The sequence below is a fragment of the Sphingomonas naphthae genome (assembly GCF_028607085.1).
Taxonomy (GTDB): domain Bacteria; phylum Pseudomonadota; class Alphaproteobacteria; order Sphingomonadales; family Sphingomonadaceae; genus Sphingomonas_Q; species Sphingomonas_Q naphthae.
Genome location: NZ_CP117411.1, coordinates 2,073,843 through 2,094,764, shown reverse-complemented (window position 1 = coordinate 2,094,764; position 20,922 = coordinate 2,073,843). Strand labels below are relative to the sequence as shown.

General features: G+C 68.9%; 19 protein-coding genes and 1 other annotated feature. Of the genes, 8 read left to right on the top strand and 11 right to left on the bottom strand.

The features are described from left to right. Window positions 1-84: 84 nt before the first annotated feature. Window positions 85-786: an NAD-dependent deacylase gene (locus PQ455_RS09790; RefSeq protein WP_273685891.1), complete on the top strand. Its 702-nt coding sequence runs from the start codon at window positions 85-87 to the stop codon at window positions 784-786. Window positions 787-931: 145 nt separating this feature from the next. Here the strand turns inward: PQ455_RS09790 and PQ455_RS09785 are convergent, their stop codons facing one another. The 7 genes from PQ455_RS09785 to PQ455_RS09755 all read right to left on the bottom strand — a co-directional run bounded on the left by PQ455_RS09785 (window position 932) and on the right by PQ455_RS09755 (window position 6,920). Then, a complete protein-coding gene (locus PQ455_RS09785) occupies window positions 932-1,315 on the bottom strand; it encodes a hypothetical protein (RefSeq protein WP_273685890.1) in 384 nt (127 codons plus the stop codon). Then, entirely contained in the window at window positions 1,291-2,046 is a 756-nt protein-coding gene (locus PQ455_RS09780) for a HesA/MoeB/ThiF family protein (protein ID WP_273685889.1), read from the bottom strand. The genes PQ455_RS09785 and PQ455_RS09780 overlap by 25 nt, the downstream gene beginning before the upstream one ends. Then, window positions 2,046-2,495, bottom strand: coding sequence for a dUTP diphosphatase (gene dut, locus PQ455_RS09775; protein ID WP_273685888.1), 450 nt, complete (start codon window positions 2,493-2,495; stop codon window positions 2,046-2,048). The genes PQ455_RS09780 and dut overlap by 1 nt, the downstream gene beginning before the upstream one ends. Continuing rightward, window positions 2,482-3,759 carry a bifunctional phosphopantothenoylcysteine decarboxylase/phosphopantothenate synthase gene (locus PQ455_RS09770; protein ID WP_273685887.1) on the bottom strand — a complete coding sequence of 426 codons (1,278 nt, stop codon included), beginning with the start codon at window positions 3,757-3,759 and terminating at the stop codon, window positions 2,482-2,484. The genes dut and PQ455_RS09770 overlap by 14 nt, the downstream gene beginning before the upstream one ends. Before the next feature lie 41 nt (window positions 3,760-3,800). Beyond that, a complete protein-coding gene (locus tag PQ455_RS09765; protein WP_273685886.1) occupies window positions 3,801-4,643 on the bottom strand; it encodes a hypothetical protein in 843 nt (280 codons plus the stop codon). A gap of 126 nt (window positions 4,644-4,769) precedes the next feature. Then, window positions 4,770-5,786, bottom strand: coding sequence for an inorganic phosphate transporter (locus tag PQ455_RS09760; RefSeq protein ID WP_273685885.1), 1,017 nt, complete (start codon window positions 5,784-5,786; stop codon window positions 4,770-4,772). A gap of 15 nt (window positions 5,787-5,801) precedes the next feature. Beyond that, entirely contained in the window at window positions 5,802-6,920 is a 1,119-nt protein-coding gene (locus tag PQ455_RS09755; RefSeq protein WP_273691335.1) for a DUF47 family protein, read from the bottom strand. 150 nt (window positions 6,921-7,070) lie between these two features. Here PQ455_RS09755 and PQ455_RS09750 point away from each other — a divergent pair, with 150 nt between their 5' ends. Then, on the top strand, window positions 7,071-9,104 hold the full coding sequence (locus PQ455_RS09750; protein ID WP_273685884.1) for a M13 family metallopeptidase: 2,034 nt from the start codon (window positions 7,071-7,073) through the stop codon (window positions 9,102-9,104). Between the two features lie 175 nt (window positions 9,105-9,279). Here the strand turns inward: PQ455_RS09750 and PQ455_RS09745 are convergent, their stop codons facing one another. After that, window positions 9,280-10,440: an aminotransferase gene (locus tag PQ455_RS09745; protein WP_273685883.1), complete on the bottom strand. Its 1,161-nt coding sequence runs from the start codon at window positions 10,438-10,440 to the stop codon at window positions 9,280-9,282. 217 nt (window positions 10,441-10,657) lie between these two features. Between PQ455_RS09745 and PQ455_RS09740 the strand changes: the two genes are divergently transcribed. After that, window positions 10,658-11,980 carry a dicarboxylate/amino acid:cation symporter gene (locus PQ455_RS09740; RefSeq protein ID WP_273685882.1) on the top strand — a complete coding sequence of 441 codons (1,323 nt, stop codon included), beginning with the start codon at window positions 10,658-10,660 and terminating at the stop codon, window positions 11,978-11,980. A 32-nt stretch (window positions 11,981-12,012) separates the two neighbouring features. Here PQ455_RS09740 and PQ455_RS09735 read toward each other — a convergent pair whose 3' ends face one another. Then, window positions 12,013-13,482 carry a SulP family inorganic anion transporter gene (locus PQ455_RS09735; protein WP_273685881.1) on the bottom strand — a complete coding sequence of 490 codons (1,470 nt, stop codon included), beginning with the start codon at window positions 13,480-13,482 and terminating at the stop codon, window positions 12,013-12,015. Window positions 13,483-13,545: 63 nt separating this feature from the next. Beyond that, window positions 13,546-13,601: a sequence feature (sul1 is cis-regulatory element that is thought to sense ions involved in sulfur or methionine metabolism; They are found in Alphaproteobacteria), on the bottom strand. Window positions 13,602-13,647: 46 nt separating this feature from the next. On the opposite strand from PQ455_RS09735, the gene PQ455_RS09730 reads away from it, so the two are divergent. The 3 genes from PQ455_RS09730 to PQ455_RS09720 all read left to right on the top strand — a co-directional run bounded on the left by PQ455_RS09730 (window position 13,648) and on the right by PQ455_RS09720 (window position 16,633). After that, window positions 13,648-14,334 carry a TMEM175 family protein gene (locus tag PQ455_RS09730; protein WP_273685880.1) on the top strand — a complete coding sequence of 229 codons (687 nt, stop codon included), beginning with the start codon at window positions 13,648-13,650 and terminating at the stop codon, window positions 14,332-14,334. Window positions 14,335-14,456: 122 nt separating this feature from the next. Next, window positions 14,457-16,181 (top strand): DEAD/DEAH box helicase, encoded by a 1,725-nt coding sequence (locus PQ455_RS09725; RefSeq protein WP_273685879.1) that lies wholly within the window; start codon window positions 14,457-14,459, stop codon window positions 16,179-16,181. After that, window positions 16,178-16,633 carry a YaiI/YqxD family protein gene (locus tag PQ455_RS09720; protein WP_273685878.1) on the top strand — a complete coding sequence of 152 codons (456 nt, stop codon included), beginning with the start codon at window positions 16,178-16,180 and terminating at the stop codon, window positions 16,631-16,633. The genes PQ455_RS09725 and PQ455_RS09720 overlap by 4 nt, the downstream gene beginning before the upstream one ends. Before the next feature lie 4 nt (window positions 16,634-16,637). Here PQ455_RS09720 and PQ455_RS09715 read toward each other — a convergent pair whose 3' ends face one another. Beyond that, entirely contained in the window at window positions 16,638-17,987 is a 1,350-nt protein-coding gene (locus PQ455_RS09715) for a hypothetical protein (protein WP_273685877.1), read from the bottom strand. A 98-nt stretch (window positions 17,988-18,085) separates the two neighbouring features. Continuing rightward, window positions 18,086-19,147, bottom strand: a complete 1,062-nt coding sequence (locus tag PQ455_RS09710) for a LysR family transcriptional regulator (RefSeq protein ID WP_273685876.1) — start codon at window positions 19,145-19,147, stop codon at window positions 18,086-18,088. Between the two features lie 60 nt (window positions 19,148-19,207). Between PQ455_RS09710 and PQ455_RS09705 the strand changes: the two genes are divergently transcribed. Both PQ455_RS09705 and PQ455_RS09700 read left to right on the top strand, forming a co-directional pair. Then, a complete protein-coding gene (locus tag PQ455_RS09705; RefSeq protein WP_273685875.1) occupies window positions 19,208-20,479 on the top strand; it encodes a GNAT family N-acetyltransferase in 1,272 nt (423 codons plus the stop codon). Continuing rightward, window positions 20,476-20,874, top strand: coding sequence for a winged helix DNA-binding protein (locus PQ455_RS09700; protein ID WP_273685874.1), 399 nt, complete (start codon window positions 20,476-20,478; stop codon window positions 20,872-20,874). The genes PQ455_RS09705 and PQ455_RS09700 overlap by 4 nt, the downstream gene beginning before the upstream one ends. Window positions 20,875-20,922 lie beyond the last annotated feature (48 nt).

The following is a 20,922-nucleotide window of genomic DNA, read 5'->3' as shown; positions in this document are numbered from 1 at the left end:
CGATTTGAATGTTTTCTAGCCCCGCAAAGGTTAAGGGCCGGTCAACCGCTTGGCCGGGCGCGAGCGGATAGCTATCCTTTCCGCATGTCCGCCATCGCCAACATCGTCATCCTCACCGGCGCCGGCGTCTCCGCCGAATCCGGGCTCGCCACGTTTCGCGGGCCGGACGGGTTGTGGGAGGGGCATCGGGTTGAGGATGTGTGCACGCCCGAGGCGTTCGCGCGGGATGCGGGGTTCGTGCATCGGTTTTACGACATGCGGCGGGCGGCGCTGGAGACGGTCGCGCCCAATGCGGCGCACGAGGCGCTGGCGCGGCTCGATCGGGAGTGGCCGGGCGAACTGCTGATCGTGACGCAGAATGTGGACGATCTGCATGAGCGGGCCGGGGCGAGCCGCGTGCTGCACATGCATGGCGAGCTGCGATCGGCCTGGTGCCTGGACTGTGACGCGCGATCGGGCTGGACGGGGCCGCTGGGCGATGCGCCCGAATGCCCGGCCTGCGGGGCGCGGGCGCTTAGGCCGGATATCGTCTGGTTCGGGGAGATTCCCTATCAGATGGAGCGGATCGAGGCGGCGCTGGCCCGCGCCGATCTGTTCGTGTCGATCGGCACGTCGGGCGCGGTCTATCCGGCGGCGGGGTTCGTGCGGGCGGCGCGGGCCTATGGCGCGGAAACGCTGGAGCTGAATCTGGAGGCGTCGCAGGGCAGCTTCGCGTTCGACGAGACGCGGCGCGGGCCGGCGAGCGTGCTGGTGCCGGAATGGGTGGCGGAGATGCTGGGCGCTTAGTTCCTCCCTGAGCTTGCTCGGGGAGGGGGCCCATCGCGAAGCGATGGTGGAGGGGCCTGCGCGCGGCGGGTGGCGGGGAGACCCCTCCACCACCGGCTGCGCCGGCGGTCCCCCTCCCCAAGCGAGCTTGGGGAGGAACTTCAGGTCAGGCGAACAGCAGCCTATCCTCGTCCAGGGTCGCCATCAGGCCGACCAGCCCGCCGGTTTCGATCCGCGCGTCCAGCGTGGCCGCGTCGATGCCCGCCATCGCCAGCCCGGTCTGGCAGGCGATCAGGGTGACGCCGAGGGTGAGGGCGTCTTCCTGGAGTTGCGCCACGGTGGGCTGGCCGGCGGCGCGCCACAAAGCATCCTCGCGGTCGATCGCGGCCGCCGCCAGCAGCCCCACCGCCGGGCCGTGGAGATAGACCCGCGACCGCCCACCCAGCGCCGCCTGCGCGCCCGCCAGCGACAGCGCGGCGTGGAAACGGGCACGGTCCTCGCCGGCGACGATGATCGCCAGGCCCTTCAGGTCGCGGTCGCGCAGCGGCATCCGGGGTCTTTCGGCAGGGTCACGGTGCGGAAGCGGAAGGCCAGCGCATCGACCAGCAGGAAGCGGCCGGCGCTGTCCTCGCCGAACGGGGCGATCTGGCGCACCACCTCGATCGCGGCGAGGCTGCCCATCACGCCGGTCAGCGCGCCCAGCACGCCCTGATCGGCGCAGGATACGTCGGGCCGCTCGGGATCGCCGCCGACGAGGCAGCGCAGGCATGGCTTGTCCGCCTCCCACCCGCGATAGACCGCCAATTGCCCGTCGAACTGGCCGACCGCCGCCGAGACGAGCGGGATGCGCAGGTCGAGCGCGGCGTCGGCCACGGCGAGGCGGGTGGCGAAACTGTCCGATCCGTCGAGGATCACATCCACCCCGGCCAGCATCGCGGCGGCATTGTCGCGATCGAGCCGGCGATCGACGGGGCGCACATGCACGTCGGGGTTGAGCTTCTGCACGGCATTGGCCGCCATCGCCGCCTTGGTCGAGCCGACATCGCGCGTGGCGTAGAGCGTCTGGCGCTGGAGGTTGGAGAGCGCGACCCGATCGTCGTCGATGATGGTCAGCCGGCCGACGCCGGCCGCCGCCAGATACTGGATCGCGGGCGAGCCGATGCCGCCCGCGCCGACCAGAGCGACATGCGCGCCCAGCAGCCGCATCTGCCCCTCGCCGCCGATCTCCTTGAGGATGATGTGGCGGGCGTAGCGGTCGAGTTGGCCGTCAGTCAGCTCCATCAGCGGCCGGTCGATCCGAAGCCGCCGCTGCCACGCACCGTCTCGTCGAGCGTATCGACCTCGGCGAAGGCGGCGCGCTGGACGATGGCGGGGACGAGTTGGGCGATCCGCTCGCCGCGCGCGATCGGGAAGGGCTCGCTGCTCAGATTGGCGAGGATGATCTTCACCTCGCCGCGATAGTCGGCGTCGATCGTGCCGGGGCTGTTGGGGCAGGTGATGCCGTGCTTGAGCGCGAGGCCGGAGCGCGGGCGGACCTGCACCTCATAGCCCTCCGGGATGGCGATGGCGAAGCCGGTGGCGACGGCGTGGCGCTGTCCGGGGGCGAGGGTGAGATCTTCGGCGGCGACCACGTCCATGCCGGCGGCGTGGGCGGTGGCATAGGCCGGCAGCGGCAGGCCGGCGCCATGCGGCAGGCGCTTCAGCTGGATGGTGATGTCAGGCAAGGGCATCGGCGATCCTTCGGGCGAGGCGGGCGGCGACATCGGCCTTGGCGGCGGCGGGCCATTCCTCGATGCCGTCGCGGGTGACGATGCGCACGCTGTTGGTGTCGCCGCCCATCACGTCGCCCGACACGTCGTTGGCGACGATCCAGTCGCAGCCCTTGCGGGCGAGCTTGGCCTGGGCGTGATCGGCGACATGCTCGGTCTCGGCGGCGAAACCGATGAGCAAGGTGGGACGCCGGGGCGAGGCGGCGAGGGTGGCGAGGATATCGGGATTCTCGACCAGGGTGAGCGCGGGGGTGCCGGCCGCGCCCTTCTTGATCTTCTGCCCGGCCGCCTCGACCCGCCAGTCGGCGACGGCGGCGACCATCACGGCGATGTCGGCGGGCAAGGCTGTCTCGACAGCGGCGGCCATTTCGCGCGCGGTCTCCACATCGATCCGGGTCACGCCGGGCGGGGTGGCGAGCGCGACGGGGCCGGACACGAGCGTGACGCGGGCGCCGAGCGCGGCGAGCGCGGCGGCGATGGCGTAACCCTGTTTGCCGGAAGAGCGGTTGGCGATGTAGCGCACCGGGTCGATCGGCTCATGGGTCGGGCCGGCGGTGACAAGCGCGTGTTTGCCGGTGAGGGGCGGGCGGGCTTCCCGTCCCTCGACTTCGCTCGGGACGAACGGATCGAGGGGGGATGGCTTAGCCACACTGGCGCCGTTCGTCCCGAGCGAAGTCGAGGGACGTGTCCCAAGCGCCGCCTCGATCCGCGCGACGATCGCCTCCACCTCCGGCAAGCGCCCCGGCCCATATTCGCCGCAGGCCATGGCGCCCTCGTCGGGCTCCATCACCGTCACGCCATCGGCCCGCAGGGTCGCCACGTTGCGCCGCGTCGCGGGGTGCAGCCACATCCGCACGTTCATCGCGGGCACCGCCAGCACCGGCGTGTCGGTGGCGAGCAGCAAAGTGGTCGCCAGATCGTCGGCGATGCCCGCCGCCATGCGCGCCAGCAGATCGGCGGTCGCGGGGCAGACGACGACCAGATCGGCCTGTCGGCTCAACTGAATATGGCCCATCTCGGCCTCGTCCTTCAGATCCCACAGCGAGGTGTGGACCGGCTGTTCGGAGAGGGCCGCAAGCGTCATCGGCGTCACGAAATGGGCGCCGCCGTCGGTCAGCACGCAGCGCACGCTGTGCCCGGCCTTGCGCAGCGCGCGGATCAGCTCGCACGCCTTGTAGGCCGCGATGCCGCCGCCGACGATCAGGAGGATACGCCGTGAAACCATGGCCCCGGCTTTGGCGCGCGGCGGCGCGTCTGTCGAGGGGCTCAGCCGCCGAGGACGGGCCAGCTCACCATCGTCACCCACAGCACCTCGACCATCCAGCCATAGATGATGAAGGGAAACAGCAGGGTCGCGATGAGCGGCCGGCTGATCGCATAGCCCCAGCCGCTGCCGACGGCATGGCGGATATGCGCCGCGCCATGCACGCAGATGCCGATCCAGATGAGCGTCGTCAGCAGGCCATTTCCCTCCAGCGCGGGGACGATCGCGCGCAGGAACAGGAAGCCGGCCGATACGGCGGTGAGGAACACCGTCTCGACGCAGGCGATGATGAGCGCGCAATGCGACCGGATGCGCTTCCAGGGGGCGAGCGACAGATAGCCGGGCAGGATCAGCAGCAAGGGCCAGAAGGCGGCGAACCACCCGCCGACCTGCCGGAATTTCTGCGCGAAGCCCACCGGATCGCCGGCGGCGGCGGCGAATTGCCGGGGGAAGCGGCCTTGCAGGAAGGGCGCGAGATTCTGCACCTGCGCCAGATCGGCATCGTTGCCCGCCGCGATCGCGCCGGTGCCGTAGAGATGGCCAAGGACCGCGCCGATCGATCCGGCGATGGCGGTGACCGTGGAGATCATCACCACCGGCGACACCAGCCCGCGCCGCTCACCGTTCCACCAGCGGGTCGAGAGCAGGGCCGGGCGGAAGAGCGCGAAATATCCGGTGCAGGTGATGGCCTTCACCGGCGGGGTCTTCACCCCCAGCACATCCTTCATCACGCGGGTGGAATCGCTATGCTCGGCCAACTCCTTGCCGCAGGCCGAGCAGAACCGCCCGACCGCTTCCGTGCCGCAATAGGGGCAGGTGGGGGTGGCGGTGGCGGTTTGGTCCATCCTCAACAGGCCCCTTCGATCGACGAAGGATCAACCCGTTGCGGTGGTGTACCGTTCCATCCCGGCAGCCCGTCGCGTACCGATAGGTGCTGCCGTGCCCCTGCGAAAGCAGGGCACGGGTTGGGCTCAACCGTGCGTCAGAAAGCCGATCGCGCCGGCCAGCCAGTAGAAGAAGGCCGCGATCAGGGCGGAGGCGGGGAGGGTGACGACCCACGCGACGACGATGCTGCTGGCGACGCTCCACCGCACCGCCGACATGCGCCGCGCCGCGCCCACGCCGACGATCGCGCCGGTGATGGTGTGGGTCGTCGAGACGGGGATGCCCAGCCAGGTCGCGGCGAACAGCGTGATCGCGCCGCCGGTCTCCGCGCAGAAGCCCTGCGTCGGCGTCAGGCGGGTGATCTTGGAGCCCATGGTGTGGACGATCTTCCACCCGCCCATCAGCGTGCCGAGGCCCATCGCGGCCTGACAGGACAGGACGACCCACAAGGGCACATGGAAACTGCCGCCCAGCAGGCCCTGCGAATAGAGCAGCACGGCGATGATCCCCATCGTCTTCTGCGCGTCGTTGCCGCCATGGCCCAGCGAATAGAGCGAGGCGGAGACCAACTGGAGCTTGCGGAAGCGGCGGTCGTTGGCGAGCGGGGTCGATCGCAGGAACAGCCACGTCGTCACCAGCACCAGCACCAGCGCCAGCAGGAGCCCGATCGCGGGCGACATCACGATGGCCGACACGGTCTTGCCGAGCCCGGCCCATTCGATCACGCCGATCCCGCCCTTGGAGACGCCCGCGCCCACCAGCCCGCCGATCAGCGCATGGCTGGACGAGGAGGGGATGCCGAGGCCCCAGGTGATGAGGTTCCACGCGATCGCGCCCATCAGCGCGCCGAAGATCACCTGCGCGTCGACGATGTCGACGTGGATCGTGCCCTTGCCGACCGTCTCGGCGACATGCAGGCCGAAGAACAGGAAGGCGATGAAGTTGAAGAAGGCCGCCCACAGCACCGCATATTGCGGGCGCAGCACGCGGGTGGAGACGACGGTCGCGATGGAGTTCGCGGCGTCATGCAGGCCGTTGATGAAATCGAACGCCAGCGCGAGGACGATCAGGCCGATCAGCAGCGGCATCGCGAGGGTGGTCATGGTGTCGCTCGCGGCTCAGGCGTGGTCGATCACGAGGCCCTGGACCTCGTTGGCGACATCCTCGAAGCGATCGACGATCTTCTCCAGGCTGGAAAACAGCTCCCGCCCGACGATGAATTCCATCGGCTTTTCCGACGAGGCGCGATAGAGCGCGTGGACGCCGGCGTCGTGGATGTCGTCGGCCTTGCCCTCGATGCGGACGAGCCGCTCGGTCAGTTCGGTGATGCGCGCGCCGTTGGTGCCGATCGAGCGGAGGAGGGGCATCACCTCGGCGGTGATGCGCGCCGCCTCGACGATGATGCCGCCCATGTCGCGCATTTCCGGCTGGAAACGGGTCACGTCGTACAGGGTGATCGTCTTGGCGAAGGAGTTCATCTGGTCGATGGCGTCGTCCATCACCCCGATCAGCCCGGTGATGGCGCTGCGATCGAAGGGGGTGACGAGGATGCGGCGCACGTCCTGAAGCACGTCGCGGATGATGTCGTCCGCCTTATGCTCTTCGTCGACGATGGTTTTCGCATGGGTCTGGATCGCGGCGGCGTCCTGGCTTTCGAGCAGGCGGGCGAGCGCGTCGGCGCCGGCCACCAGGGTCGCGGCATGCGCCTCGAACTGCTCGAAGAAGCTGCCCTGGCTCGGCATGAGCGCCTGAAACCATTTGAGCATCGGTATTCTCTCGCCTCCGGTTCGACGCACCCGCTGGAGGGCGCGCGTGATGATCGACTCGCGCTGCGGCGGGCCACGAAAGCCCGCGATCAGCGCCTTCAGCCCCGGCTCCTGCACCAAGCCCGCGGCTTCGGAAAGCGTGAACCAACGCGCCTCGCGCTCCAGGCGTTCGGGCCAGTCATCATCCTGGCCCATCACCGCGAGCGGAAACACGTCGACGTCGGCTGTCCTTACGGCACCGGAACGGCGCCGCTTGGCGTAGCTGTACGTGCCGATTGATGACGGACATATGACACCCGTCAATCCGGCCTCTTCCCACGCCTCCTGCCCGGCGGCGCGATGGCGCGGCAGGCCACGGATCAGATTGCCCTTGGGGATCACCCACCGCTTCGTCTCGCGCGAGGTGATGAGCATCACGCGGAAGCTGCCATCCTCCTCGATTCTATAGGGCAATGCGGCGATCTGCCTGATGGCGTGGGCTCCTTTGAGGGTGCGGGCGGGAATCACTGGCGATCCCCTTGAAAAACCATGCACCAACCGACGAAGCGATGCCACTGGCAAGGCGAGGTGTTTCATCCTACCAACTCGCCCAGACGACGATCGACTGTTCAGGGGGTTCGCATGAAGCATCTTCTCCTCGCCACGGCGGCGCTGGCGTGCGCGGCCGCGCCGCTGCTGGCGCAGACCGCCACACCCACCGAGGGCGACACCGCCACCGCCACGCAGGCGAAGAAATACGAACCCTGGGGCTTCGATCTGTCGGCCCGCGACATGGCGGTGAAGCCGGGCGACGATTTCGACAATTACGCCAATGGCGGCTGGGCCAAGCGCACCGAAATTCCGGGCGATCAGCCCTCGGCCGGCGTCGGCTACGATGTGTTCAACCTGTCGCAGGTGCAGCTGCGCAGCCTGATCGAGGCGGCGCCCGCCACCAGCCTGATCGGCGGCCTCTACAAGAGCTTCATGGACGAGGCGCGGGTCGACGCGCTCGGGGCCAGGCCGCTGGCGGCCGATCTGGCGAAGATCGCCGCGGTGAAGGACAAGGCGGGCTTCGCGCGGCTCAACGGCGCGCAGTCGGCGGGCTTCGGCCTGCCGCTGTTCAGCCCCTTCGTCTATTCAGATCCCAACCGGCCGGGCATCAACACCTTCTACATCGGCCAGGCGGGCATCGGCCTGCCCGAGCGCGATTATTATCTGAAGCCCGATTTCCAGCCGCAGCGCACCGCCTATCGCGCCTATATCGAACGCGCGCTGGCGATGGCGGGCTACCCGACGCCCGCCGCCCATGCCGATGCGATCATGGCGTTCGAGACCGAGATCGCCAAGGTCAGCTGGGCCGCCGCCGACCGCCGCGACCTCGACAAGACCAACAATCCGATGACCGTGGCCGAGCTCAAGAAACTGGCGCCCGGCTTTGCGTGGAAGGAGTTCCTCGCCGGCGCGATGGTCGGCGATCCGGGCACGATGATCGTGCAGGAAAAGAGCGCCTTCCCCGCGATCGCCGCCATCTTCGACAAGACGCCGCTCGATACGCTGAAGGCGTGGAATGCCTTCCACACCATCTACCAAGCCTCGCCCTATCTGGCGAAGACGTTCGTCGACAGCCGCTTCGAATTCGTCCGCTCGCTCTCGGGCGTGTCGGCGCAGCGGCCGCGCTGGAAGCGGGGCACCACTTTGGTCGATCAGTCGCTCGGCGAGGAGCTGGGCCGCGCTTATGTCGAACGCTATTTCCCCGCCTCCTCCAAGCAGGAGATGGAGGAACTCGTCGGCAATCTGAAGCTGGCGATGGGCGACCGCATCACCGCCGCGCCGTGGATGAGCGCCGCCACCAAGAAGGAGGCGCTGGCCAAGCTGAACGCCATGAAGGTGATGGTCGGCTATCCCGACAAATGGCGCGATTATTCCAAGCTGAAGATCGACGCCGCCGACCTTTACGGCAATGTCGAGCGGTCGCACGCCTTCGAATGGGCCTATACGCTCACCGATCTCAACAAGCCGGTCGATGGCGGCAAGTGGCTGATGACGCCGCAGACGGTGAACGCCTACAATGGCGGCGAGGAGAACAAGATCGTCTTCCCGGCGGGCATCCTCCAGCCGCCCTTCTTCAACCCCAAGGCCGATCCGGCGGTGAATTATGGGTCGATCGGTGCGGTGATCGGGCACGAGATCAGCCACGGCTTCGACGATCAGGGCCGCAAGATCGACGCCACCGGCAAGGTGCGCGACTGGTGGACGCCCGAGGACGCCAAGCGCTTCGACGCGCAGGCCGACATATTCGGCAAGCAATATGACAGCTACGAGCCGGTCGCCGGCACGCATGTGAACGGCAAGCTGACGATGGGTGAGAATATCGCCGACCTCGCGGGCCTCGCGGTGGCGCACGACGCCTACCTCCGCTCGCTGGGCGGCAAGCCCGCGCCGGTGATCGACGGCCTCACCGGCGACCAGCGCTTCTTCCTCGCCTTCGCCCAGAGCTGGCGCGACAAGCAGCGCGACGATGCGATCCGCCAGCAGGTCGCCTCCGACCCCCACACCCCCTCCCGCTTCCGCGTGATCGGGCCGGTGCGCGATCTGGACGCCTGGTATGCGGCGTTCGGGGTGAAACCGGGCGACAAATATTACGTCGCCCCGGCTGATCGGCCGCGCATCTGGTGAGGGGCTGACCACACCATCCGCCCGTCCCGAGAGTCTGTATCATGAAGGCGTTTTCGGGGCATTTTTCCCCAACCGTTCGTGTCGAGCGAAGTCGAGACACTTGCGCGCGTGGCACGCCCCTCGACTTCGCTCGGGACGAACGGACTGAAATGGACCCGCCTCGTTAATCAGCCTCTCAGGATGAACGGGGTGGGCGGAGTGCCGCCGCCAACCGCCGCGCGGCCTCGTCCAAGGTCGCGTCGGCCTTGGCGAAGCACAGCCGCACCACATTCGTGACCGGATCGCTTTCGTAGAAGGCCGAGATCGGGATGGCGGCGACACCATGCTCCCGCACGATACGCAGCGCGAAGGCGCGATCGGCCTCCACGATACCTGAAGCCGCCAGATCGACGCACAGGAAGTAGGAGGCGTCGGATGGCAGCACCGCATAGCCGGCATCCGTCAGCGCCGCCGCCAGCCGGTCGCGCGATCGCTGGTAGCCCGCCCGCATGCCCTCAAAATAGGCCATGTCCTTGCCCAGCCCATAAGCCACCGCCGCCTGCAAGGCGGGCGGGGTGGTGAAGGTCAGGAATTGGTGGACCCGCGCGACCTGCGCCACCAGCGCGGGCGGGGCGACGACCCAGCCGACTTTCCAGCCGGTCATCGAGAAGATCTTGCCGGCCGATCCGATCTTGATCGTGCGATCGGCCATGCCGGGCAGGCCGATCAGCGGGATGTGGGCGCGGCCGTCGAACAGCACATGCTCCCACACCTCGTCGCAGATGACGGTCAGGTCGTGGGCGACGGCGATGTCGGCCAGTAGCGCGGTTTCCCCGGCGTCGAGCATCCGGCCGGTCGGGTTCATCGGATTGTTGACGATTATCAGCCGGGTCGCGGGGGTTATCGTGGCCGCGACGGCCTCGCGCGTGATGCGCCAGCCCGGCGGGGCGAGGCGGACGAAGCGTGGCACGCCACCCGCCTGCCGCACGATCGGCGCGTAGGAATCATAGACCGGCGCGAACAGGATCACCTCGTCGCCGGGGCGGACGATCGCCAGAATGGATGCCGCCAGCGCCTCCGTCGCGCCCGAGGTGACCAGGACGTTGCCGGCCGCCAGCGCCAGCCCCTGATGCGCGCCATAATGCGCCGCCACCGCCTCGCGCAGCGCGGGCAGCCCCATCATCGGCGGATATTGGTTCGATCCGGTCAGCAGATGATCGGCGGCGGCGCGGCGGATGTCCTCCGGCCCGTCGCCATCGGGAAAACCCTGGCCGAGATTGATCGCGCCGGTCTCGCGGGCGAGCAGCGACATTTCCTCGAACACGCTGGTGGGCAGGTGGGCGAACAGGGGGTTCATGCGTTGGGGGTCTAATGGCAATCCCGCGCCCCGCAAATCCTCCCCTGCAAGGGGAGGTGGCAGCCCGCAGGGCTGACGGAGGGGTATCGTGCTATCGAGAGCAGGTTACCCCTCTACCAGCCTGCGGCTGGTTCCCCTCCCCTTGCAGGGGAGGAACTTGCCGGGAACGCAGAATTCCTATGTTGGACGGTGGACAAGAGGGAACCACTTGGGCGTCATGACATCCCCGCGCGCAATCCGCCTGCCGTCCTTTGGCGCCCAAGTGCTGATCGGCCTCGCCGCCGGCCTGATCCTCGGCTTTCTCACCCGGGCCTATGGCGGGCCGGAGAGCGCGCTGGGGGAGGGGCTGCACACGGTAGGGCAGATCTTCGTCCAGTTGCTCAAGGCGCTGGTGCCGCCGTTGGTGTTCACCGCCATCGTCGGATCGATCGCGGCGCTGCGCGATCTCGACAATGCCGCGCGGCTGGTGGGGCGGACCTTGCTGTGGTTCGCGATCACGGCGCTGATCGCGGTGTCGATCGGGATCGTGCTGGGTCTCGTGATGCAGCCCGGGCTGCACGCGGCGGTCGATCAGGCGGCGGCGGTGGCGCCCACCACGCGCGGATCGTGGCTCGATTTCCTGAAAGGGCTGGTGCCGGCCAACATCATGGGGCTGACCGCCTCGACCAAGCTGGCCGACGACGGATCGGCGGCGACGAGCCTATCGTTCAACGTGTTGCAGATCATCGTCGCGGCCATCGCGATCGGCGCGGCGGCGGTGCGGATCGGGCCGGCGGGGAAGGCGTTCCTCGCCTTCAACGGATCGGCGCTCCAGGTCTTCCGCCGGCTGCTGCGCTGGGTGATCCGGCTGACCCCGATCGGCACCGCCGCGCTGATCGGCGACGCGGTGGTGCGCTACGGCTGGGATGCGCTGGCGGCGCTCGGCTCCTTCTCGGCGGCGATCTACATCGGGCTCGGGCTGGTGCTGTTCGTGGTCTATCCGGCGCTGCTGCTCGCCAATGGTCTCAGCCCCATGCGCTTCTTCGCGGCCGCCTGGCCCGCGATCCAGATCGGCTTCGTCTCGCGCTCGTCGGTGGGCACATTGCCCGTGACCGAGGAGGTGACCGAGCGCGGCCTTGGCGTGCCGCGCGCCTACACCGCCTTTGCCGTGCCGCTGGGCGCCACCACCAAGATGGACGGCTGCGGCGCGATCTATCCGGCGATCGCGGCGATCTTCGTGGCGCAATTCTTCGGCCTGCCGCTCGGCCTGTCCGATTACGCGCTGATCGTGTTCGTGTCCGTGGTGGGCTCCGCCGCGACCGCCGGGCTGACCGGCGCGGTGGTGATGCTGACGCTCACCCTCTCCACCCTCGGCTTGCCGCTGGAGGGCGTCGGGTTGCTGCTGGCGATCGATCCGATCCTCGACATGGGGCGCACGGCGGTGAACGTGGCGGGCCAGGCACTGGTGCCGACGATCGTCGCCAAGCGCGAGGGCATCCTCGACATGGCGGTGTTCCGGGGCGAGAGGGTGGGCGGCGAGCCGGCGCTGGCGGCGGCCTGATCCCATCCTCCCCAAGCGAGCTTGGGGAGGAATTACGTTTCCCGCACCAGCGGCGCGTGGCGATCGACCAGGATGGCGCTGGCCGCGTTCAGGCCGATCAGCTCGACCGTCAGCCCGTGGCGGCGCATCTTCGTCACCACATCCTCCAGCGCGCCGACGGCGGTGATGTCCCACAAATGGGCCGCCGTCAGGTCGATGCGGATGTGGCGGGCGGTGTCGGTCAGGTCGAAGCGGTCGGCGAAGATGTCGGCGCTGGCGAAGAAGATCTGGCCGGTCACCTCATAGGTGCGCGTGTCGGTGGCCGCGTCGTGGTGGCTGGTCACGCCCATCAGGCGCGTTACCTTGAAAGCGAAGAACACGCCGCTCAGCAGCACGCCGACCCCCACGCCCATCGACAGGTCGTGCGTCGCCACCGTCACCACCACCGTCGCCAGCATCACCACGCCCGACATTTTCGGATGGCGCGCCAAGTCGCGCAGCGAGCCCCAGGAAAAGGTGCTGGCCGAGACCATCACCATGATCGCCACCAGCGCCGCCACGGGCACCTGCGCCACCCACGGCCTGAGCGGCACCATCACCAGCAGCAGGAACAGGCCGGCCACGAGGGTCGAGAGCCGCCCGCGCCCGCCATAGCGGATGTTGCCGACCGTCTGGCCGATCATGCCGCACCCCGCGATCCCGCCGAACAGCCCGGCGGCGAGATTGGCGAGGCCGAGCCCGGTGCATTCGCGCGCTTTGCCGCTCGTCGTCTCGGTGAGATCATCGACCACGCTGGCCGTCATCATCGATTCGAGCAGGCCCACGGCGGCCATGGCGAAGGCATAGGGCAGGACGATGCCCAGCGTTTCCCACGCGATCGGCAGGTGCGGCAGCGCGAAGGCGGGCAGCGCATCGGGCAGGCGACCGAGATCGGCCACCGTCTTGAGCGGCATCGGCACCGCCATGGCGACGCCCGTCAGCACGACGATGCAGATCAGCGGGGAGGGGATGGCGGTCGTCAACCGGGGGGCGAGGTAGATGATGGCGAGGCCGAGCGCGATCATGGCGTAGGTGTGCCATGTCACGTCCAGCATCTGTGGCACCTGTGCCGAGAAGATCAGGATGGCGAGCGCGTTGACGAAGCCCGTCCGCACCGATCGCGACACGAAGCGCATCAGCACGTCGAGCTTGAGCAGGCCGAACACGATCTGCATCGCGCCCGCCAGCATCGTCGCCGCGAGCAGATAGGGCAGACCATGGGCATGGACGAGCGCGGCGGCGACCAGCGCGACCGATCCCGCGGCCCCCGAGATCATCGCCGGCCGCCCGCCGGCGATCGCGATGACGATGCCGATCACGAAGGAGGCGAACAGCCCGACCTGCGGATCGACCCCGGCGACGAAGGAGAAAGCGATCACCTCGGGAATGAGCGCGAAGGTGGCGACCATGCCGGCGAGGATGTCGCGGCGGGCGGCGGCCGGGCCGGTGAACCACTCGCGGCCGTAGCGGGAGAGACGGGTCATGGATGTATGTCCGCAGATCGGCGCGTGGCCCGCTCGTCGGCGGCCGGGGGACGTTGCGCCATGCGTTGTCCGGCGGATCGGCGGCCGGAATAGCCACCCGGATTTGCACCGGGTCCATGCGATTGGGCGGGCGTCTAGCCGTACGCCGGGTGCGGTGCAACATCGGTGGCGTCACGGCGCACTTTCCCGCTGGACAGCGCCGTCGCCCTGCCGGACATTCCCGGCATGACCGCCCATCGCGACGCCCAGCAGCTCGAACGCCTGACCTTCTTCTCCGACGCGGTCTTCGCCATCGCGATGACCCTGCTGGTGGTGGAGGTGCGGTTGCCGCATCTGCACGAGGCCAGCAATGTCGCGGTGGGGCAGGCGCTGATCGATCTGCTGCCCAATTATATCGGCTTCGTCGTCAGCTTCCTCGTCCTCGCCCGTTTCTGGGTGGTGCATCACACGATCATGGGCCTGATGCGCGGCGCCAATCAGAAGATCGTCTGGGCCAACATGATGCTCCTTATGTCGATCGCCTTCATGCCCTTCCCGACCGCCGTGGTCAGCGAATTTGCCCAGGTGAAGGTCGCGATCTGTTTCTACGCCTTCTGGCTGCTGCTGATCGGGCTGCTCAACCGGCGGCTCGTTCGCCTGATCGCGCGATCGTCGCTGCTGGCGGAGGATGTGGATGGGGCCGCGATGGACGTTTTCTCCACGCGCAGCCTCATCCCGATCCTCATCGCGGCGGCGGCCCTGATCGGTGGCCTGATCGCGCCGATGGCGGGGCTGGCGGCGCTGGTGGTGGGCAGCCCGATCGTCACCTTCCTCGTCACCCGCTACGCCAAACGCCGGCCCGCCGCCGCCTGAGATCGGGCGCCCGAACGCGCCCTCGCCATCGCGCACGACTTTTCGCGCAAGCTGTGTTAGGAGGGGTCAAATGCGGCTCCGGGCCGCCTTGTCCCCCAGCAGCAAAGCACCACCTACACATCATGCCTTTCAGCCGTTTACCCGCGCCCATCGTCGAGGCGCTGACCGAGCGCGGCTATGCCGCCCCTACCGCCGTCCAGGCCGCCGTGCTTCAGGAGGAGGCGGACGGGCGCGACCTGATCGTCTCCGCGCAGACCGGCTCCGGCAAGACCGTCGCCTTCGGCATGGCCATGGCCCCGCAGCTCTTTTCGGAGGACGGGCGGATGGATCGCCCCGCCTTCCCGCTGTCGCTGGTGATCGCGCCGACGCGCGAGCTGGCGTTGCAGGTCGCCCGCGAACTCCAGTGGCTCTACGGCAAGGCGCATGCCCGCATCGTGTCGTGCGTCGGCGGTATGGATGCGATGCGCGAGCGGCGGGCGCTGGCGCAGGGCGCGCATATCGTCGTCGGCACGCCGGGGCGTTTGCGCGACCATCTGGAGCGCGGCGCGCTCGACCTGTCGGCGCTGAAGGTGGCGGTGCTCGACGAGGCCGACGAGATGCTCGACATGGGCTTCCGCGAGGATCTGGAGCAGATCCTCGACGCGACGCCCGCCACCCGCCGCACCCTCCTGTTCTCGGCGACGATGCCCAAGCCGATCGTGGCGCTGGCGCGGCGCTATCAGAAGGACGCTTTCACCATCTCGACGCTGGGCGCCGAGCGGGGCCATGGCGACATTTCCTATCAGGCGGTGACGGTGGCGCCGTCGGACATCGAGAATGCGGTGGTCAATCTGCTGCGCTTCCACGAACCCGACACGGCGATGCTGTTCTGCGCCACGCGGGAGGCGGTGCGCCACCTCCACAACAATCTGGTCGAGCGCGGCTTCGCGGCCGTCGCTTTGTCCGGCGAACATAGCCAGAGCGAGCGCAACCATGCGTTGCAGGCGCTGCGCGACCGCCGCGCGCGGGTGTGCGTGGCGACCGACGTGGCGGCGCGCGGCATCGATCTGCCGTCGCTGAGCCTCGTCATCCATGTCGAGCTGCCGCGCGATGCCGAGGCGCTCCAGCACCGTTCGGGCCGCACCGGTCGCGCCGGCAAGAAGGGCACCGCCGTGCTGGTCGTGCCCTATCCGCGCCGCCGCCGCACCGAAGGGCTGCTGCGCGACGCGCGCGTGTCGGTCGAATGGACCACGCCCCCCACCGTGGCGCAGATCGCCGAGGCCGATCGCGATCGCCTGCTCAAGACGCTGGCCGAGCCGGTCGAGCTGGACGACGAGGATCGCGCGCTGGGCGAGCGGCTGCTGGCCGAGAAGGGCGCCGAGGAAATCGCCGCCATGCTGATCCGCGCCCACCGCGCCAAGCTGCCCGCCGCCGAGGAATTGATCGAGGGCGGCCCCGCCGCCGCGCGCGCCGCCCGGCCCGAGGGGCCGCGCCCCGGTTTCGAGGATACGAGCTGGTTCCGCATGAACATCGGCCGCCGCCAGAATGCCGATCCGCGCTGGCTGCTGCCCCTGCTCTGCCGTCGCGGGCACATCACCAAGTCCGAGATCGGCGCGATCCGCATCTCGAACGAGGAGACGGCGTTCGAGATTCCCAAGGTCGCGGCGGCCAAGTTCATGGCGGCGTTCAAGCGAACCGCCTCGGCCGATCCCGAGGGCGAGTTGCAGATCCTGCCGATGGCCGGCCCGCCCGATGGCCCGCCGCGCGGCGCCCCGCGTGGCGCCCCTCGCGGTGGCGCGAACGACGGCCCCCCGCGTGGCCGCTTCGCGGCACGCCCCACCCAGGGCGGACCACGCGGCCGGCGATGACCCCGCGCATCCTGGTCGACGGTGATGCCTGCCCGGTGAAGGAGGAGATCTACAAGGTCGCTTTCCGTCACGAGGTGGCCGTCACCATCGTCAGCAACAGCCATCTTCGCATTCCTGCCCATCCGCTGTTGAGCCGTGTCGTCGTGAGCGACGGCTTCGACGCGGCCGACGACTGGATCGCCGAAGCGGCGGGCGCCGACGCCATCGTGGTGACGGCCGATATCCTGCTGGCCGATCGCTGCATCAAGGCGGGGGCGAGCGTGCTGTCGCCAGCAGGCAAGCCGTTCACCTCAAGTTCGATCGGCTCGCAGATCGCGGTGCGCGCGATCATGGCGGACCTGCGCGCGGGCGGGGAGCAGCTGGGCGGGCCGGCGCCGTTTTCGAAAACGGATCGGTCTCGGTTCCTGTCGGCGCTGGACGAGGCGGTGATGCGGGTGAAGCGGCGCGCTTGAGCGTTTAGCCCGCCACGAACACCGGCACGACGCTCGCCCCACCGCCCGCCAGATTCATCATCCCCGTGTCGGAGGCGCGGCAGTGGAGGCCGTGGGCCTCGCTCTGGTGCCAGATGTAGCAGCACAGGTCGCTTTCCAGCGCGCGGTCGGTGACGGTGGCGCCTTGGGGGCAGGCGTAGGTTTCGCTCGCCATGTCGATGCGGGCCTGGGCGATGGTGGGTTCGCCGAGCGCCTGCTCGATCGCGCGATCCCAGGTCGTGGCGTCCACCTTCCAGCCCAGCATCACGCCGCGCCCGCCCATCGCGAAACAGGGCTTCAGCACCAGCCGCTCGCGTTCGGCGCGCAGGTGGGCGAGGAGGTCGGTCGGCTCGCCCGACAGGCCAATGGTGGGGCCGGGGGCGAGGATGCGGGTCCAGGGGACGTGGTCGGCGATCCAGCGGCGTTCGTCGTCGGTTTCGGCGAGGTCGATCGCGGGGTCGCTCATCAGCGCGAACAGATGCTTGCCGCCCCGGTAGATGGCGGCGCCCAGGCTGTTGACGATCCAGCTTCCTCCGGTCGTGCGCGGCACAAACAGGGGCGCGGCGGCGGGCTGCGCGATCAGCGCCAGCCAGTCGAGCACGATGACGATGTCGGCGACCCAGTCACCCTGCGCCACGCGGGCGCCGTCGTGGCGCACGTCGGAGGCGCGGAGGATGCGCGCCTCGATGCCGCGCCGGGCCATCTCCGCCGCCATCATGTGGATTTCGGCGTGGGACGCATAGAGATCGCCGGCCGCCCCGTCGGGCGCGAGGAACAGGGCGCGCAGGATGATGCCGCCGAAATCGCGCGAATAGGCCGTCTGGAGCGCATCGACATAAGGCGCGGACGTCGGCTGGAAGCGCAGCGGCAGTTCCGCCCGCAGCGCCTGCATCGGCGCCAGCGTGTCGAAGGCGGCGGCCAGCGCCTCGGCGAAATAGAGGCCGCCGCACAGCCCGGCATTATATTCGATGAACCACGGCCTCCCGCCGCGATCGACCAGGGCGTCGAAGCGGCCGCAGGGATCGGGGAGGAAACGGTCGTGCGCGTCGAGCAGGTGGCGCTGGGGGTGATCGCCGAACAGGCGGTCGCGCAGGGGCTGGCTCGCGCGAAAATGCGCGTCGGCGCGGCCGATCAACCCCGCGCCGATCCGGCCGGCGGCGAGGAAGGCGGCATGATCGGCGGCGGGCAGGAAGCGCGGCTGGATCGTCGCGCATACGGGCTGGCCGCGATAGGTGAGGCCCTGTTCGGCCTGAAGCGCCAGGAATTGCGCGGCGGTGGCGAGCGGATCGCCGCCATGGAGCAGCGCCCGATAGCGCGCGGCGGCGGTGTCGATCATGCCTGTCCCCCTTCTCCCGGCCGGCTTAGCGCGTACGGCTACGCGGGCGCGCGCGCGAAAGTTGCCTAGGGGTGTTCAGGATGTTGAGGGGGGATTTCCTATCGAATCTCCACGTCCTGCATGTCGTCGAACAGCTTCACGACCGTGCCGTCGTGGAAGTGGCGTTCCAGGTCGGTGGGGTGGACGAACTGGTCGGCGAACCAGGGGTAGAGTTCGGCGTCGAACGAGGCGCGGATCCAGGCGATGGCCTGCTCGGCGGCGCGCGAGCGCTTGGCGTCGGGGTGATAGACCAGAAAGATGTCGCGGCGCAGTTTCAGGCCGATGTCGACCGGCACGACCCGGCGGTTCACCGCGCGCGCATAGGTCGGCAACAGGCCGATGCCGGCGCCGCGCGCAATCGCCCAGTAATGGGCCGAGCTGGTGTTGGCGCTGATGCTGACGGTGCCCGGTGGCAGGGTGCTGCCCAGCACCAGCTCGGTGCCCTCCTGCGACACCTGCTCCGATTTCTGGAGTACCAGCTTGTGATCGAACAGATCCTGGATCGTCGAAGGCGTGCCGTGCGCGCGGATATATTGGGGCGCGGCGAAAGGCATCAGGTGGAGCGTGCCGAGCCGCTGGATCACCAGATCGGGGTGGCGCGGCTGTTCGAGCTGCACGGCGATGTCGATGTCGCGGAAAGAGACGTCGACCGGCTTCATGTCGCAGGTCAGCTCGACCGTGAGATCGGGATGCTCGGCCTGGAAATCGACGATGCGCGGCATCAGCCAGAAGGTGCCGAGCCCCTCGGTCACCTGCACCGCCACCTTGCGGGCGGATCGCTCGCCGCGCTTGCGGGTGAGGCGATCGAGCGCGGAGGCGCCGCTCGACATCTCCCGTGCGATCGAGAGCATGTCCTGGCCCTCGGCGGTCAGGATGAAGCCGTCGACCGATCGCTTGGCGACGATGAAGCCGAGATCATGTTCCAGCTGTTCGATGCGGTTGCGCACGGTGTTGATCGAGCAGCCGGCGGATTGCGCGGCGGCGCGCAGGCTGCCCGCTTCGGCGGCCAGCATGAACAGGCGCAGGTCGTCCCACCGATAGCGCGGCGCCGTGCCGACCGGATCAGCCGGTTGAACACCCCTGTTCACTTTCTGCGGCACGGCAGGACGGCCGTTGGCCATTAACTATTCCCCCCAAGGACGTCGGATCGCCGGACGACGACAGGAAAAGGGACGGGACTCATGCGTCACGAGCCACAGGTAAACGCTGGGATCGATGGCTTCAAGAAGCTGGCGTTCAGCGCGCGAATGAAACGGCTCATGGAATCGGTGCGGGCTACGCCCCACGTGCGTGCCGCGACGGTGGCCGAGGCCAAGGCGGCGATGGCGGTCGCGCGCGGCGTGCTCCCCGGCCTGATGGACGATGCCACGCTGGAACGGCTGCTGGCGCACAATCCCGATATCCTGCCGATCGTGAGCGGGGCGGGGATCCCCGCCGGCAAGACGGTGTTCAACGGCCTGATCCCGCTGACCGAGGCCGGGGCGCAGGCGATCGTATCGGGCGGCTTCCGGGGTTCCGATCCCGATCTGGCGCATGTCTGCCGGCCGGGCGAGACGCCGGCGGCGATCTACGCGGCGCTCGTGTTCACGCCGGCCGCCTTCGGCCCGGCGATGAAGGCGCTCACCTTCTGGATCGGCCGGATGGCGCCGCAGGGTTGCGCGCTCTTCACGCGGGTGACGACGGGGCACACCAACAAGCTGGTGCCGGCGATGGGCTTCCTGCGCGCCGACACGCTCTATCCGGGCGCGCCGGCCGATCTGCTGGTGGTGCTGCCCGAAAGCGGCACGGCGGCGGCCGCGCTGGACGAGAAGACGATGCCCGCCGCCGCCCCGGCGCTGCCCGCGCCGCGCCCGGCCCGCCGGCTTTCGGTGCGGGTGGCGCGGAACATGGAAGACGTGATGAAGGTCTTCACCGTGCGCGCGGCGACCTACATGAGCGAGCAATATTGCCCCTATGACGAGGAATTCGACGGCAACGATTTCTGCGCCATGCACCTGCTGGGCGAGGTCGATGGCGAGGTCGCCGGATGCCTCAGGATGCGCTTCTTCGGCGGTTTCGTGAAGATCGAGCGGCTGGCGGTGCGCAGCCACTTCCGCTCGACCAAGCTGGCCTTCCGGCTGGTGCGCGAGGGAATCGAGATCTGCCGCCAGAAGGGCTATCGCCAGGCATATGGCCATTCGCGGGCCGATCTGACGCGCTTCTGGGGCGTGTTCGGCTTTCGCGAGATCGCGGGCAGCTCGCGCTTCTCCTTCTCCGACGTGGATTATGTCGAGATGCGCGCCGATCTGGAACCTCTGGCGGAGGCGGTCGCTATCGGGGTGGACCCGTTCGTCATCATCCGGCCCGAAGGGCGGTGGAGCGAGCCCGGACCGCTCGACCGATCGAGCCAGCGCGGCAGCGCCGCGTCGGTCGCCGGACAGATACGCACCATCGGCGGAGGGCGCGCCCAATGACCCGCAACGTCACCGCCAATGCCGCCGCCGAACCCGCGTCCTACGACGCGCCTTTGTTCGACGAGGTGATGGTGCAGACCGCGCGCGACGCGCTGGCGCTGCGCCGCCGCCGCGAACGCATCTTCGCCCCCGGCCTGTTCGGCGAGCCGGCGTGGGACATGCTGCTCGATCTCGTCGTGGCGGAGGGGGAGCGCAAGGTGCTGTCGATCTCCAGCCTGTGCATGGCTGCCGCCGTGCCGCAGACGACCGCGCTGCGCTGGCTGAACTATCTGGTGGAGGTCGGCCTGCTGCTCCGCACGCCCAATCTCAACGATTCGCGCAGCACCTTCGTGCGGCTCACGCCCAAGGCGCGGCGGCTGATGGCGCGGGCGCTGGCGCCGCTCGAAGCCAATTGAGACGGGATTGCCGCGATGTGCACCGCCCGTCGCGGGCGTCGGCCGAAT

Coding starts and splice junctions, on each gene's coding strand:
- PQ455_RS09725 (WP_273685879.1), top strand. CDS start 14,457: ATGCCTTTCAGCCGTTTACCCGCGCCCATCGTCGAGGCGCTGACCGAG.
- PQ455_RS09770 (WP_273685887.1), bottom strand. CDS start 3,759: ATGGTTTCACGGCGTATCCTCCTGATCGTCGGCGGCGGCATCGCGGCC.
- PQ455_RS09705 (WP_273685875.1), top strand. CDS start 19,208: ATGCGTCACGAGCCACAGGTAAACGCTGGGATCGATGGCTTCAAGAAG.
- PQ455_RS09735 (WP_273685881.1), bottom strand. CDS start 13,482: ATGACCCGTCTCTCCCGCTACGGCCGCGAGTGGTTCACCGGCCCGGCC.
- PQ455_RS09745 (WP_273685883.1), bottom strand. CDS start 10,440: ATGAACCCCCTGTTCGCCCACCTGCCCACCAGCGTGTTCGAGGAAATG.
- PQ455_RS09750 (WP_273685884.1), top strand. CDS start 7,071: ATGAAGCATCTTCTCCTCGCCACGGCGGCGCTGGCGTGCGCGGCCGCG.
- PQ455_RS09720 (WP_273685878.1), top strand. CDS start 16,178: ATGACCCCGCGCATCCTGGTCGACGGTGATGCCTGCCCGGTGAAGGAG.
- PQ455_RS09710 (WP_273685876.1), bottom strand. CDS start 19,147: ATGGCCAACGGCCGTCCTGCCGTGCCGCAGAAAGTGAACAGGGGTGTT.
- PQ455_RS09760 (WP_273685885.1), bottom strand. CDS start 5,786: ATGACCACCCTCGCGATGCCGCTGCTGATCGGCCTGATCGTCCTCGCG.
- PQ455_RS09780 (WP_273685889.1), bottom strand. CDS start 2,046: ATGGAGCTGACTGACGGCCAACTCGACCGCTACGCCCGCCACATCATC.
- dut (WP_273685888.1), bottom strand. CDS start 2,495: ATGCCCTTGCCTGACATCACCATCCAGCTGAAGCGCCTGCCGCATGGC.
- PQ455_RS09790 (WP_273685891.1), top strand. CDS start 85: ATGTCCGCCATCGCCAACATCGTCATCCTCACCGGCGCCGGCGTCTCC.
- PQ455_RS09700 (WP_273685874.1), top strand. CDS start 20,476: ATGACCCGCAACGTCACCGCCAATGCCGCCGCCGAACCCGCGTCCTAC.
- PQ455_RS09740 (WP_273685882.1), top strand. CDS start 10,658: ATGACATCCCCGCGCGCAATCCGCCTGCCGTCCTTTGGCGCCCAAGTG.
- PQ455_RS09785 (WP_273685890.1), bottom strand. CDS start 1,315: ATGCCGCTGCGCGACCGCGACCTGAAGGGCCTGGCGATCATCGTCGCC.
- PQ455_RS09715 (WP_273685877.1), bottom strand. CDS start 17,987: ATGATCGACACCGCCGCCGCGCGCTATCGGGCGCTGCTCCATGGCGGC.
- PQ455_RS09765 (WP_273685886.1), bottom strand. CDS start 4,643: ATGGACCAAACCGCCACCGCCACCCCCACCTGCCCCTATTGCGGCACG.